The following is a 13,889-nucleotide window of genomic DNA, read 5'->3' as shown; positions in this document are numbered from 1 at the left end:
ATGTTTATGGCCTACTTATCGTTATTTTTCAGCGCGTTTATTTCCGCAACCTTATTACCTAGCTCTTCAGAATTAGTGATGACAGCAATGATAGCCAGTGGTGACTATCTACTTTGGCTGTTATGGCTAAGTGCGACTGTGGGTAATGTGCTCGGGAGCTGTGTGAATTATTGGCTGGGCACGCAGGTTATGCGATTTAAAGACCGTAAATGGTTTCCTGTTTCACAAAAGTCGATAGACAAAGCCGAACAGCAATTTAATAAATACGGTATTTACAGTTTGCTATTTGCTTGGCTGCCTATTGTCGGCGACCCTTTAACGGTTGTTGGCGGAATTTTTAGGGTTAAGTTTTCAATCTTTTTGTTACTCGTGAGCCTAGGCAAAGGCGCACGTTATTTAGCTGTGCTTGCCTTTGCGGTAGGACTAGAAAAGTTATTCTAGCTTTTTTGCCAATCAAGGGTCAGTGATACTGAATCTGCAAAGCGCAGCGCATGAGGTTTATCGACGCGTACTTTGGCATAGTGAACACTTTGATGCTGGTGGCAAATTGCTAAAATTTCAGCAACCAGTTTTTCTAACAGCAAAAAGTGGCCTTCTTCGACAAGGCTGATCACTTCTTTAGTAATGGTCTTGTAGTTTAGCGCTTTATCGACTGCGTCAGTTTCACAAGCTTGATCAGCAGGGTAGTGAATTTCTAAGTTAATCACTACATCTTGTTTTTTCTCACGTTCCTCAGGGTTAAAACCTATAAAGGTTCGTAGCCTGAGATTAGTGACATTAATAATTGCATTGGCCATCATTACCCTCTAACTAGTTGTAAAAACTCGTTACGGGTTTTTGGATCGGCTCTGAAGTTACCTAACATAACCGATGTACGCATGCTTGAGTTTTGCTTTTCAACGCCGCGCATCATCATACACATATGTTTTGCTTCAACGATTACACCAACACCTTTCGCGCCAGTTACTTCTTCAACCGCTTTAGCAATTTGATGGGTTAATTGCTCTTGAATTTGAAAACGACGCGCATACATGTCAACAATTCGCGCAAACTTAGATAAACCAAGCACTTTGCCGTTAGGGATATAAGCGATATGGCAGCGGCCAACAAATGGCAGCAAGTGGTGCTCACACATAGAGTAAAGCTCAATGTCTTGGATCAAGACCATGTCATCGGCATCTGAAGTGAATACCGCATTATTGGTAATTTCATCTAATGTTTGACGATAGCCTTTAGTCAGATACTCCATCGCTTTTGCTGCGCGTTTTGGTGTGTCGAGTAATCCTTCACGAGCAGGATCTTCACCTACTGCGGTAATTATTTGTTGGTAACTATTTTTTAAATCATCGTGCATAGCTTTCTCAGTAATTCGTTATTTTAAATGTCTGCCACCATCAACAGGCATAGAGCGACCTGTGATGTAGTGACTGCTTAGTAATAGTTCTACGCTGTTAATAATCTCGGCGCAGCCGGGCTCAATGCCCATTAGCGATTTCTTTAATGTTTTGGCTTTGTATTCGTCGCTATCGTGTTCGTTAAAAATAATTAACGAAGGGGCGATAGCATTCACTTTAATGGCTGGTGCAAATTTAGCGGCAAACGACTTGGTTAAATTATCAAGCGCTGCTTTGCTTGCTGCATAAGCAAGGTGCTTAGGGCTGCCTTTTTCAACTACGTAATCGGTTAAGTGAATAATATCTGCGGCTTGGCCACTGTTTTGCTGATAATGCAGTAGCAAATCAGAAGCTGCTAAATTAATTAAATAGGGCGCTTTGGCGTGGATACGCATCATGTTATCGAATAGGTCTGCGTAATCGTGGTTATTTGCTTCGCAATCCCAGCTAGACGCATTATGGATAATTGCCTTGAGCTGGTTGGTATGGGTTTTTAATTCTTCGATAAAATGCCCGATAGCTTGGTCACTATTAAAATCAGCATGGATGCAAATAGCGCCTTTACCTGCAAGCACATCAATTGCTTCATGGCGGGTACGGTAAGTGACTATGATTTCTTGCCCTTGCGCTAAAAAGTGCTCGGCCAGAGCGAGTCCAATACGTTGGCCTGCGCCAGTAATTAAAATGGGCGATGACATAAACTAATATAAAACCTTAGATTTTTGATTTGAAATGTAATGTACTTAACTGTAACAACTATAAACCAAATTACAGAACTATTTCATCTTTACTGCAATCATGTTGCTAACTTTTACGTCAAGCATAGCGCTCTAGATCATTTAGCGCGGCCGATAATGAGTGATTGAAGGTTTTGAATATTGCTAAGGGTCTGTACGAGGAAGGAAAAAGGGCAATGATTATTGCCCTTTTAGTGTTTTAACTGTTTTTAAAGCTCGTCGTATACCGTTGGGATCGCTTGGCGCTTATGTTGAGTACGTAAGTAAATTGCTGTTAGCTTTTCTTCTACTTCATTGCTGACTTCTTTACCTTCTAAGAAATCATCAATTTGATCGTAAGTGAGGCCAAGCGCTTCTTCGTCAGTTAGACCTGGGCGATCACATTCTAAGTCGGCCGTTGGGGCTTTATGCACAAGTACAGCTGGCGCTCCCAAGTGCTCAGCAAGCGCACGAACTTGACGCTTTGATAAACCAAATAAAGGTGCTAAGTCACATGCTCCGTCACCAAATTTTGTGTAGAAGCCAGTGATGTTTTCAGCACTGTGATCGGTACCAACAACTAAGCCTTGGCTGAAACCGGCAATTTCATACTGCGCAACCATGCGTTGGCGTGCTTTTACATTACCTTTGATAAAGTCGATTTTAGCTTGCTCTGGTAATTCAGCACCACCACCAACTACAGCTGCCATTGCTTGTTCATGCATGCCATCAACAGCCGCTTTAATGTTAACCGTCATACGCTTACTTGGTTGAATAAAATCTACGGCTAGTTGTGCTTCGTCTTCATCTGCTTGTACGCCGTAAGGTAAGCGCACGGCAATAAATTGATATTCGTTCGTGTTATGTTCTTGGTTTAATTCATCCACCGCTAATTGGCATAAACGGCCACAGGTTGATGAGTCAACACCGCCACTGATCCCTAATACAAGTGAGCGAGAGTGCGCAGCAATAAGTCGGCTTTTAAGAAAGTTAACACGACGGGTGATTTCCGCTTTTACATCAATAGTTGGTTGGACTTTCATTTCCGCCAGAATGTCGGCACGCATGGTAGAGCTCCTATTTTCGTTGTGGTTGTCAGCGTCTTGTACATTATGTTACGGGCGCGGTTTTTATTAAAGACCTAAATGCGCTTTTATTGCGTTAATTTGTTGCTTAAGATCTTCGATTTCGCTTCGTAATTGTTGCACTTCACTACTGTTATCTTGAACAGGCTCTTTAGCAGCCATGTCCTCAGTAATGCTGTCTGGGTCAACAAATAAGTGCATGTAGCGGCTCTCTCGCTTGCCAGGCTCTCGTGCTAAGCGTGCCACATGTTCTTGCTCTATAAGTGCATTTAATGCGGCTTCGACTTCATTTACATTACTGAACTCAGCGAGGCGGTTGCTGCGAGTTCTCAGTTCGCCTGGTGTTTGCGGGCCACGTAACAGTAACAAACAGATAATGGCGCGTTGCTGCTCAGTAAATTGCAAACTGCCAAATTCGGTATTACAAAAGCGGTGAGCATATTTATTTACACGCCCTGACAGCCCTTCATCAACAGTGACTAACCGTGATGCAATAAGCTCATCGAGGGTATCTTGTACTTGCGCTTCAGTGAGAGACAATACTGGCTCACGGTTAGATTTTTGATTACATGCATTAGTCAGTGAGTTTAAAGATAACGGGTAATGTTCGGGTGTTGTACTTTGCTTTTCGAGTAAACAGCCAATAACACGTTGTTGAATTGATGATAATTGCATGGTTTTACTCTCTTTTTATTCTTCAGTGCTTAGCCACACTGTTAACTTTTTATTGAGCGAGTCAAATTTAAGGGGTTTGGTGACATAGTCGTTCATACCTGCGTTTAAACAACGCTCTTTGTCACCTTGCATCGCATTTGCAGTGAGTGCGACGATATTAACCCCCTGATGAGCTGCGCCTGCTTCACCTGCCCGAATGGCTCGCGTTGCTTGGTAACCATCCATTTCTGGCATTTGGCAATCCATTAACACTAATTGGTAGGGGCTTTGCTCTCGGCTTGAAAGTTTTGCAATCGCTTCAAGGCCATTTTCAGCGATATCAAAACTAATGCCTGCTTGCTTTAGCAACGAACCTGCCACCATCTGATTCACTTTATTATCTTCAACCAGCAAGACTTGCGACTCAGTATTATCGCTACTGGTCACGACCTTGGTTATTAAGGCCTCTTTATTAACCTGCTGCTGTTCAATGTATTTGTCGTTCGCCAGTGAATTAAATAAATCAGACTGCGTTAATGGTTTAAAGATAATACTCTCAACTTTTAATGTTTGTCTCGTTTGTTTTTCAGTAAGGCTCATTGGGGCCATTAAAATTCGTTTACAGCTGGTGGCATTAAAGTATTTTAAGAATGCTTGTTGGTGCTCTTTTGTTGCGCTGCTATAAAAAAGATAATCCACTAAAATTGCATCGCAGCCATTATCGGTTGGCATTGCAGCACGATTGAGTAAGCTTGGCATATCAGTATAGGTCTCGACCTCAGCCCCCCATAGTTGTAATTGCTTTTTGGCAATATTGATACTGAGCTTACAATTATCAGCAATTAAAATATGCTTTTTATCTATAATGTGGCTTGGCTCTGGCGCTTGCTTTGTATGATCACGTTTAACTTTTACAGTAAAATTAAAGGTGCTGCCTTCCCCGTATGAACTAACCACACTGACATCACCATCCATTAACTGACACAGCTGTTTTACTATTGCAAGGCCAAGCCCTGTACCGCCGTATTGGCGTGTAGTTGATGCATCAGCTTGCGTGAATGAGTCAAATAGAGCGGCTTGTTTTTCAGGCTTAATACCTACACCCGAATCAATAACAGAGCAGTTCAAGAACAATTCTTCGTTGTTTGTTTCGAGTTTGGCGATAACAATTATCTCACCATCTTTCGTGAATTTAACCGCATTGCTAACTAGGTTATTGATGATTTGCCTAATCCGATTAGGGTCGCTAATGATAAAGCCGTGATTAAGGTGTGTGGTATCTAGCAGCAACTTGGTATTGTTTTGTTCTGCTTTAATGGCAAACGATTCGATAGTATCGCCAAGTAGTTTTGATACATTAAAGCTAACATTTTCAATATCGAGCTTACCGGCCTCAATTTTGGAGAAATCTAAAATATCGTTAATGATATGCAATAGTGATTCAGCCGATGATTGCGCCAAATCTATATGGTGGTTTTGCTGGGTGTCTAGTTTGGTTTGTTTGATGATATTGAGCATCCCGATCACGCCATTCATAGGGGTGCGGATCTCATGACTCATGCTTGCTAAAAATTCACTTTTGGCTTTTACTGCTTGTTCAGCAGCTTCTTTTGCTTGAACGAGTTGTTGTTCGGTCTCTATACGGCGCTGACTTGCGTGTAAACTACCAATGAGTGCCGCAACTGCGATTAAAAAGCTTTCTTCATTTTTACTCCAATGTCTGCGGTTATGACATTTTTCGGCGCACACAACCCCCATTGTTTTGCTACCTGTGGGGATTATCACAGTCAGCATTGAGCGTATATTATACCAATCAAGGTAGTTGCTACGTAGGTCACTAGTCAGTGGATGTTGCTGTGCATCACTGGCATTAATTACAGCATGATTGTTAATGGCATCAAAATAATTTTGAAATTCAAATTGTTGCAGTGAAATCGGCTCGTTAAATTCAGGCTGGCTTTGGTCGTGAATAGCAAAAGTATTGAGCGATTGGCGATCGTCACTAAATAGCCAAATACTCGCGCGATCAATATCAAAAGCGTGACAAATTGCTTGCACAATCACATGTTTAGATAAGTTAAGGTTACCCGTCAGTACAGCATCATTAACGGTAAGAGAGGCTAAAATCTCATTATGTAAGGCTATTTTGTTGTTTTCTAGCTCGCCTCGCTTACGGGTATCAATATTTTGTAGTGAACCAAAAAGCTTTATACAACGGCCATTTTTATGCTCGGCTTCACCATGTAGCAGCACCCAAACTTCATCACCTTCAGCAGTGATGATTTGCACTTGAGTCTCAAAACTCTCACCATACTTGATTGCACGCTCGTTAAGGCGACGAATTTTATCCCGGCTTTCACCAGCCTTAAAATGTGTAAAGTTAGCAGGCCACTCTGGTTGTACATTAAGAGGAAACTTAAAAATTTGCTTGGTCATATCAGACCAATAGACGGTTCTTGTCTCTAGATTAAAAGACCAAGCGCCGACTTTAGCAAGGCTACTCATAGTTTCTAACATACGTTCGCTTTTGTACTGTCTTTCAACCATGCGTAAAAAGAATACAGAGGCGCCAGCAAACAAGATACAGAATAAAATAATGGCCAGTCTTAGCGGCCAAATAGCAGAACTTGGTGGCTGCCATCCAGATTTTGGTGTGGCGTACATCTGCCACTCACCACCAGGAAAGTTAATTCTAAAGCTCAGAGGGTTGGTATTGAGCACGTCCTTAGAGCCGAAGAAAAAATCACCTTTAGCACCAAGGCCATTTCTGCCTTGTAGGGCAACATCATAATGCTGACTCAGTGCGATTAACCCCGAGTTTGTGTAGATTTTATCTATGTCGAGAACAACAGAGAGGAGCCCCCAAAAAGTGAGTTCTGGTGGAGTGAATACGGGCATTCTTGCTATTAATGCTTGACCACCTTGCACCAACTCTAAGGGGCCGGCCATAACAATACGGTTTTCATCTCGTGCTCTAATTGCGTCGTCACGCTGCGCTGGGTTTTCTAAAAAGTTTAGCCCGATAGATTTCTCATTACCCACAAGAGGATAAGTCATCTGAATAACCATATCAGGGGCCGCGCCGATGTTTCTAAGCTCTGAAGACGTTGAAAATAAAGGGCTGGCAATTTGCGTGAAGCGGGCTTGGTCTAAATTGGGTTCGGCTGCAATGGCAACTGCAAGGCCCCTAACAAGTTGAATGTTAGATATTAAGGTGGCTTCGAGCTCTGCACGATAGGCACTTACTTTTGCCAGTTCCTGTGCACGAAAAGTATCTTTCTCGCGGCTGTAATTAATTTGGTCGATTACAAGACCAATCACGATGATACAGGCAAGTGAAAACCAGAAGGCTAGCTTCAGTTTTTGTAGTTTTTTATTATCTGTTTCGGTTGCTAGCGGCATGAGAAATATCAGGTTTTATACTATTTACCTACTATAGACAATTTCTGTGGTAATTAACAATGAACAGCAAATCTATAAACCTAATTTCAATTATTTGTATCGCAACACTATTCTTTCACAAAACTCAGGTTAATATAGTGTTACTTTAGCGCAAGGATAATTGGCATGTTTAAGATAATCAAATGGTTACTAATAGGTTTGTTCGTTGTAATGTTACTCGCAACGGGGCTTGTTTATGGCGTATTAAACTTAAGTTTACCGGCACTTGATGGTCGCGGTAAAAGCGACGCTATTTCGCAATCAATTAAGATTGAGCGAGATACCTTAGGACAGGCTGTTATTCATGCCGAAAACCGATTAGATGCAGCCTATGCTCTTGGTTTTGCTCATGGTCAGGACCGATTCTTTCAAATGGATTTACTGCGCCGTAATGCTGCAGGTGAGCTTAGTGAGTTATTTGGTAAAGCTGCCGTTGGGCTTGATAAAAAAATGCGCTTTCATCAGTTACGTAAACGCAGTCAGATTGCTGTCGCGCAGTTACCTGCTAAAGATAAAGCGCTATTAAAAGCGTACGCGAATGGGGTTAATGAAGGCCATGCGCAAGTGGGTTTCGATAGCTTTGAATATTTACTCACAGGCGCTGAAGCAAAACCTTGGCAAAGCGAAGACAGCTTACTAATCATTTTTAGTATGTATTTAGATTTACAAACGGCCACCTTTGAGCGCGACAAAACACTGATCGAAATCGAAGATTTATATGGTAAGGCGATGGTTGACTTTATTACTCAGCCTAGCCTTTATCAAGCGGCACTCGATAATAGCCAATTAGCGCCTTATAACGGCGGTATTCCTAATCTCAAAGACGCTCAATGGGCTATGACTGACATTGCAGACCGAAAGGAACTTGGCAGTAATAACTGGGCGGTTACTGGACAGTTAACTGAAACAGGTGCTGCAATGCTGTCTGACGATATGCATTTATCGTTTGCTGTGCCAATCATTTGGTACCGAGCCCAGCTCAATTACCCACTCAATGGTGAAATGCAGCAAATCACCGGTGTGTCACTACCTGGGGCTCCTGCCATTGTTGTTGGTACCAATAATAAGATAGCTTGGGGATTCACCAATGGTTATCTAGATACAGCCGACTGGATAGCTCTTGAGAGTAAAGAGAAAACCTGGCAGATAGATGAACCTATCTTACTCAATGACGGCAACAGCGAAAATTACGCTTTAACCATGAGTGAGTATGGCCCAGTTACAGAAATCAACGGCAAACCTTATGCGCTAAGTTGGGTTGCCCACCATGAGTATGCGGTTGATATGGAGTTACTTAAGCTTGAGCAAGCAAACACGGTTGATGATGCACTAGCGCTTGCTGCTGAGGTGGGTATTCCTGTACAAAATCTGATGGTTGTTGATGATAAAGGTAATGCAGCTTGGAAGAATATGGGAGCCGTGCCTGCCCGTAAAGAGCCCCATCAATTAGCTGTGGCTGAGCAAGCGTATCCTGCACAGTGGCACGAAAACGAAACCCAGCGTCCATTTGTTAAAAACCCAGAAAGTGGCCGTTTATGGACGGGCAACTCACGAGTTGTTTCCGCAGAGGATGACCAGCGCTTTGGTAATGGTGCTTATGCCATGGGGGCTCGCTCGGCACAAATTCGCGACCGCTTATTTGAAAAACAACAGTTCAACGAACAAGATTTTTATGACTTACAACATGATAACGAAGCGCGTTTCTTAACGGCTTGGCATAAACAGCTGGTCAAACAGCTTAGCACTGCAGGCGATAAATATGCCCTGTATTTAAAAGAGCTAAATAATTGGCAGGCGTGTGCTTGTAGCGACTCAATTGGCTACACCTTAGTAAAGCGCTACCGCAGTGAAGTGATTAACGGCTTATTTAGCCCGTTAGAGAATAAGCTAAAAGCTCTCGATAGTAGCTTAAAACCAGTAAAACGAGACTTAGAACCTGCTGTTTGGCAACTTATCGAAGCGCAGCCTCAGGCATGGTTAAACCCTGAGTATGCAAACTGGCAACAGCAAATGATAGGAGCTTTTGATCGCGTTATCACTAAACTAACCGAGCAATACGGTAACAACCCGCATAGCTGGGAGTGGGGCAAGGTTAACGAATTAGTGATTGAGCACCCATTTGCCAAGCAAATACCCGCACTGAAAAGCTTATTGAATATGCCTACGGAGCCTGGGTTTGGTGATACTTTTATGCCTTCGGTGCAAGGACGTAGCTTTGGTGCTTCACAGCGCTTTATTGTTCAACCTGGGCACTTAGATGAAGCGATCATGGCTATTCCGGGTGGGCAGTCGGGGCATCCATTGTCAGAATTTTATCGTGCCGGGTTTAACGATTATGTCAGTAATGGTTTAACGCCATTATTACCGCAGGAGATTGCCCACAGTATCACTATAGATGCGGTTAATTAACCGCATCAGCATCTTTGAAAGCAGGGCGATGGCCTTTAGCAATAGTTGTTTGGTTGCGCCCTGCATGCTTACTTTTATACAGCGCTTCATCAGCGTGTTGTAGCATTTTTTCTATTGAAGCGAGCGGTTGCCATTCAATAAGCCCAAAACTCATCGTGACATTGAGATCGGGGAATTCATGATGCGCCTCTAGTTCGGCGATTCTTAAACGTAAGGTTTCAATTTTTGTAAAGGCCTGCTTTGCATCTGTATTAGTTAATAAAATTAAAAATTCTTCACCACCCCAGCGTACCGCTATATCTTCATCATCAATAAATTGGCGAATTAGCCTTGCAACATTAACGAGCACCGTATCACCTTTTTCATGGCCATAATTGTCGTTAATACTTTTAAACTTATCGATGTCAGCCATAACAATACAAAGACTGCTCTCTTGCTCAATACTTTTTTGATGTGCAGCAGTGATTAATTTTTTTGCAAAACGGCGGTTGTAGAGCTTAGTGAGTGGATCGCGGGCTGCCATTTCTGTTAACTCAACCCGTTGCGACAAAGTGATTTCTCTGATTAGACCCATGCCATAGACCATAGGTAAACCGGCAATAATAATATTGATTACATTTACATGTGGTAGTAATTCTGGGTAAGCAAAGCTGTACTGAACATCTGAAAAAAATACATATAGCAGGGCGAATATCGCAATCATCACTAAGCTATATAAAGCTGCACGCTTAAAGGTTAATTGATAATCGATCATTAAAATACAAGACACAGTCCAAAGGTAAAACTGGAACCCTGCGCCTAAGCCAAGGGTGGCACAGACAATTACTGCATGAATAATTACTTCAAGACAAAATACTCTAAGTGCTAGCGAAGTTAGTCCTTGCTTAATTAAAAAGATGCCGCTTGCCCAAGCAAGCACACTCAAAATATTCACTAAAGCAAGCGTATTTGCACCTATGTGAGCAAATACGGGGATCAGCAAGACATGAACAATCAACGCGAAATAGGCGATTTTAGAAATAATCAGAAATTTAACGTGTTCAATCTCTTCTAAGCCAGATTGCTTTGATTGTTTTAATAAGTGTTTGATCAATCCAACCTCAAATACACATGGAGAGTAGCGTAATTATAGATGAAAAGTTGAGCAATGCAGGTTTATAATTGCTCGCTTTTGCTTTGTAAACGCATGTCACTGATGTTTATGAATGAGGCTAAGCGCCTGTTCACATCATGTTTGTTAAGCTTGGGGCTTGGCAGAGTGGGCATTTGATGCCACTCTAGTTAAAGCTAATCTAGAAACATGCTGAGCAATGTTTGCTGTGATTATTCTCTCGCGCCTAAAAAGGAGTAGCTATGCCGGCGGAAAAAACGCATTTAGAGATCTGTAATCTAACCAAAGAACAGTACCCACAAATAAAGACCCTCATGGATCAAGCGTACCCAGGGCTTGGTGGTGCTTGGCCAAGCCATACTATTTTTAGGCTAATAGACCAGTTTCCGGAAGGGCAAATAGGTATTGTTGACGATGGTGTTTTAGTGGGCATTGCCTTGAGTGTACAGGTTGATTACGCGCGCTTTTCTAACCCACATACCTACGAAGACATTGTTGATGGTCATGACCGTGTATTTAGTGATCCTGAAGGTGATGCACTTTATGGTTTAGATGTGGTGATTTCATCAACTCACCGAGGGATGCGACTGGGTCGTCGCTTATACGATGCACGTAAAGAGCTATGTCGTCAGTATAACTTACGCGCTATTTTAGCGGGTGGGCGTATTCCGCGTTATTACAATCACAGTGCAGAGATGTCGCCGATGGAGTACATCGAAAAAGTTGACCACAAAGAGCTGTACGATCCGATTTTAAGCTTTCAGTTATCTAATGATTTCCAAGTTAAACGTTTACTTAAAAAATACCTTCCTGAAGATCAGGAGTCAGTAGGTTATGCCACTTTACTAGAGTGGAATAACATTATGTTTGAGCCGACGGATACGGTACTTGAGTCGACTAAATCAATTGTGCGTGTCGGTGCTGTACAGTGGCAAATGCGCTGTGTTGAGTCTGTTGAAGAGCTGCTCAAGCAAGTGGAATACTTTGTTGATACGGTGTCTGACTATAAGAGTGACTTTATTCTGTTTCCGGAATTTTTCAATGCCCCGTTAATGGGTCTTACCGAACAAAGTAATCAAACGGAAGCTATTCGCTATTTGGCCGAGTACACAGAAACCTTCCGTGATGCAATGTCACGCATGGCGGTTGAATACAATGCCAATATTATCACAGGCTCCATGCCACTCGCAGAAGATGACAAGATTTATAATGTCAGCTATTTGTGCCACCGCAGCGGTAAAATTGATGAGCAGCGCAAAATTCATATTACCCCTCACGAGCAAAATGACTGGGTGATCCAAGGCGGTGACAAAATTGCTGTATTTGAAACGGATGCGGGTCGTATTGGTATTCAAATTTGTTACGATGTAGAGTTCCCTGAGCTGTCACGTATTCTCGCTAAGCAAGGGTTAGATATTTTGTTCGTGCCATTTTGGACGGATACAAAAAATAGTTACTTACGTGTACGCCATTGTGCACAAGCACGCGCAATTGAAAATGAATGTTATGTTGTGATTGCAGGCTCGGTTGGTAACTTACCTGAAGTAGAAAGCTTAGACGTACAGTATTCGCAATCAGCAGTGCTTACCCCTTCTGACTTTTCGTTCCCGCATGATGCAACCTTGAATGAAGCAACACCGAATACCGAAATGCTGTTATTCAGTGATTTAGATATGGATAAACTGAAAATCCTTCACAGTGAAGGTACTGTTAGAAACTTAAAAGACCGCCGTGAAGATCTGTATGACGTGATCTTGAAAAAGCGAGATCACTAATGGCGTGGTTGTATTTAATTGTCGCAGGTCTTTTAGAAATTGGCTGGCCTGTTGGCCTTAAAATGTCTCAACAGGCAGACAGTCGCTGGTTAGGCATTGCGATAGCCGTCGCATTTATGGTCGCTAGTGGTTTTATGCTGTGGTTGGCGCAAAAGGATATTCCGATGGGAACATCTTATGCGGTATGGACAGGCATAGGAGCAGCAGGCACTTTCTTAGTTGGTATTTTATTTTATGGGGATGCCGCCACATTTGGCCGTATTGCCGGAGTATTGCTGATAATTAGCGGTGTAATAACCCTAAAAATTAGTCATTAAAAAAGCGGCATAGCCGCTTTTTTAATGACTAGGAATAAGCCTAATTTGGTAGCATTACCAGGATGGCTGCCAGTGCAATCAACACAAGCCCAGCCGTGTCTTGGCGCTTTAAAGGTTGTTTTAACCAAAGAATCGATACCAAAATGGTAAAGAATACTTCTATCTGCCCCAGTGTTTTTACATAAGCAACATGCTGCAAGCTCATAGCGCTAAACCAACCGATTGAACCTAAACAGCTACAAACACTAACAGCGGTAGTAGTGCCTTTGTGATGCCACATTTTCTTAAATGTATCGCGTTCTTTGAATGCAATATACACGCACAGCATCAAGGTTTGTAAGCTGATAATCAGTAACAACACCCAAGCGGCCGAGTGTGGGAAAGTCAGCCCTGAATTTAAACTTGCCTCACGGATCCATGACGATGAAAGAGCAAAAGAAGTGCCGCAAGCAAGCCCAAGCAGTGCGGTGCCCAAATTAAAGTGTTTAACATTCGCGATGCCACTTAATAGCAATACCGCAATTGCACCAATAAATACGCCAACCCAACCTAGCAGTGAGAGTGCTGAGCCGAAGAACATAACGCCTAAAATGGCCGCCATCAGCGCTTCACTTTTTGCAAGCCCGGCACCGACTGCAAAGTTATTCATTTTAAACAGTTTTACCATCAAACCGGTGGCAACGATTTGGACGATACTGGCGCCAACAATGTAGCCAATAAAAGCCAGATTAAAGTCAGGGAGTGCGGCGTCTTGATACTGATAAAGTACAAATAAATACAGGGCAGCAATCGGGCTGGCAATAATAAAGCGAGCAAGCGTTACCCCTGCAACGCTCACTGTTGCACTCAGTTTACTTTGCAGTGCATTGCGCCACGACTGCATAAATGCCGCAAAAATAGTTAAGAAAATCCAAGTCATATTGAAAATAAATTAATGAGGAGAGGCGCTTAGAGTAACAAAACCAAAGTATGAGAGCATTAGCTTAT

At 42.5% G+C, this 13,889-nt stretch carries 12 protein-coding genes; 4 read left to right on the top strand and 8 right to left on the bottom strand.

What is annotated here, in order from left to right; translation table 11 throughout:
* Positions 1 to 6: 6 nt before the first annotated feature.
* Positions 7 to 441: a YqaA family protein gene (locus AOG26_RS17675; RefSeq protein ID WP_054563736.1), complete on the top strand. Its 435-nt coding sequence runs from the start codon at positions 7 to 9 to the stop codon at positions 439 to 441.
* On the opposite strand, the gene folX is transcribed toward AOG26_RS17675, so the two are convergent.
* From folX to AOG26_RS17645, 6 genes are all read right to left on the bottom strand, one after another.
* Positions 438 to 797, bottom strand: coding sequence for a dihydroneopterin triphosphate 2'-epimerase (gene folX / locus AOG26_RS17670; RefSeq protein ID WP_054554637.1), 360 nt, complete (start codon positions 795 to 797; stop codon positions 438 to 440). The two genes, AOG26_RS17675 and folX, sit on opposite strands and share 4 nt — an antisense overlap.
* A gap of 2 nt (positions 798 to 799) precedes the next feature.
* A complete protein-coding gene (folE, locus tag AOG26_RS17665) occupies positions 800 to 1,354 on the bottom strand; it encodes a GTP cyclohydrolase I FolE (protein ID WP_054554638.1) in 555 nt (184 codons plus the stop codon).
* 18 nt (positions 1,355 to 1,372) lie between these two features.
* Positions 1,373 to 2,092 (bottom strand): dihydromonapterin reductase, encoded by a 720-nt coding sequence (gene folM / locus AOG26_RS17660; protein ID WP_054563698.1) that lies wholly within the window; start codon positions 2,090 to 2,092, stop codon positions 1,373 to 1,375.
* A gap of 248 nt (positions 2,093 to 2,340) precedes the next feature.
* Positions 2,341 to 3,177, bottom strand: coding sequence for an ammonia-dependent NAD(+) synthetase (gene nadE / locus AOG26_RS17655; RefSeq protein WP_054563697.1), 837 nt, complete (start codon positions 3,175 to 3,177; stop codon positions 2,341 to 2,343).
* Positions 3,178 to 3,243: 66 nt separating this feature from the next.
* Complete coding sequence (locus AOG26_RS17650) at positions 3,244 to 3,870, bottom strand: YceH family protein (RefSeq protein WP_054563696.1); 627 nt, start codon at positions 3,868 to 3,870, stop codon at positions 3,244 to 3,246.
* A gap of 15 nt (positions 3,871 to 3,885) precedes the next feature.
* The gene (locus AOG26_RS17645; RefSeq protein ID WP_054563695.1) at positions 3,886 to 7,251 is read right to left on the bottom strand and encodes an ATP-binding protein; all 3,366 of its coding nucleotides are present in this window, start codon (positions 7,249 to 7,251) and stop codon (positions 3,886 to 3,888) included.
* A 165-nt stretch (positions 7,252 to 7,416) separates the two neighbouring features.
* Here AOG26_RS17645 and AOG26_RS17640 point away from each other — a divergent pair, with 165 nt between their 5' ends.
* Positions 7,417 to 9,699, top strand: coding sequence for a penicillin acylase family protein (locus AOG26_RS17640; RefSeq protein ID WP_054563694.1), 2,283 nt, complete (start codon positions 7,417 to 7,419; stop codon positions 9,697 to 9,699).
* Here AOG26_RS17640 and AOG26_RS17635 read toward each other — a convergent pair.
* Positions 9,692 to 10,792, bottom strand: a complete 1,101-nt coding sequence (locus tag AOG26_RS17635) for a GGDEF domain-containing protein (RefSeq protein ID WP_235575514.1) — start codon at positions 10,790 to 10,792, stop codon at positions 9,692 to 9,694. The two genes, AOG26_RS17640 and AOG26_RS17635, sit on opposite strands and share 8 nt — an antisense overlap.
* Before the next feature lie 260 nt (positions 10,793 to 11,052).
* Here AOG26_RS17635 and AOG26_RS17630 point away from each other — a divergent pair, with 260 nt between their 5' ends.
* The gene (locus tag AOG26_RS17630; protein WP_054563693.1) at positions 11,053 to 12,585 is read left to right on the top strand and encodes a carbon-nitrogen hydrolase family protein; all 1,533 of its coding nucleotides are present in this window, start codon (positions 11,053 to 11,055) and stop codon (positions 12,583 to 12,585) included.
* Positions 12,585 to 12,902 carry a DMT family transporter gene (locus tag AOG26_RS17625; RefSeq protein ID WP_054554646.1) on the top strand — a complete coding sequence of 106 codons (318 nt, stop codon included), beginning with the start codon at positions 12,585 to 12,587 and terminating at the stop codon, positions 12,900 to 12,902. Before AOG26_RS17630 ends, AOG26_RS17625 begins: the two co-directional genes overlap by 1 nt.
* Before the next feature lie 40 nt (positions 12,903 to 12,942).
* On the opposite strand, the gene AOG26_RS17620 is transcribed toward AOG26_RS17625, so the two are convergent.
* The gene (locus AOG26_RS17620) at positions 12,943 to 13,821 is read right to left on the bottom strand and encodes a DMT family transporter (RefSeq protein ID WP_082401736.1); all 879 of its coding nucleotides are present in this window, start codon (positions 13,819 to 13,821) and stop codon (positions 12,943 to 12,945) included.
* Between the last annotated feature and the right edge of the window lie 68 nt (positions 13,822 to 13,889).

The sequence above is a fragment of the Pseudoalteromonas sp. UCD-33C genome, from assembly GCF_001306895.1.
Taxonomy (GTDB): domain Bacteria; phylum Pseudomonadota; class Gammaproteobacteria; order Enterobacterales; family Alteromonadaceae; genus Pseudoalteromonas.
The sequence above is the reverse complement of the archived record's forward strand: the minus strand, read 5'-3'. Positions and strand labels throughout refer to the sequence as shown.

Excerpts from the sequence above, each read along its gene's own strand:
- AOG26_RS17675 (WP_054563736.1), top strand. The coding sequence starts at position 7 with ATGGCCTACTTATCGTTATTTTTCAGCGCGTTTATTTCCGCAACCTTA.
- folX (WP_054554637.1), bottom strand. The coding sequence starts at position 797 with ATGGCCAATGCAATTATTAATGTCACTAATCTCAGGCTACGAACCTTT.
- folE (WP_054554638.1), bottom strand. The coding sequence starts at position 1,354 with ATGCACGATGATTTAAAAAATAGTTACCAACAAATAATTACCGCAGTA.
- folM (WP_054563698.1), bottom strand. The coding sequence starts at position 2,092 with ATGTCATCGCCCATTTTAATTACTGGCGCAGGCCAACGTATTGGACTC.
- nadE (WP_054563697.1), bottom strand. The coding sequence starts at position 3,177 with ATGCGTGCCGACATTCTGGCGGAAATGAAAGTCCAACCAACTATTGAT.
- AOG26_RS17650 (WP_054563696.1), bottom strand. The coding sequence starts at position 3,870 with ATGCAATTATCATCAATTCAACAACGTGTTATTGGCTGTTTACTCGAA.
- AOG26_RS17645 (WP_054563695.1), bottom strand. The coding sequence starts at position 7,251 with ATGCCGCTAGCAACCGAAACAGATAATAAAAAACTACAAAAACTGAAG.
- AOG26_RS17640 (WP_054563694.1), top strand. The coding sequence starts at position 7,417 with ATGTTTAAGATAATCAAATGGTTACTAATAGGTTTGTTCGTTGTAATG.
- AOG26_RS17630 (WP_054563693.1), top strand. The coding sequence starts at position 11,053 with ATGCCGGCGGAAAAAACGCATTTAGAGATCTGTAATCTAACCAAAGAA.
- AOG26_RS17625 (WP_054554646.1), top strand. The coding sequence starts at position 12,585 with ATGGCGTGGTTGTATTTAATTGTCGCAGGTCTTTTAGAAATTGGCTGG.
- AOG26_RS17620 (WP_082401736.1), bottom strand. The coding sequence starts at position 13,821 with ATGACTTGGATTTTCTTAACTATTTTTGCGGCATTTATGCAGTCGTGG.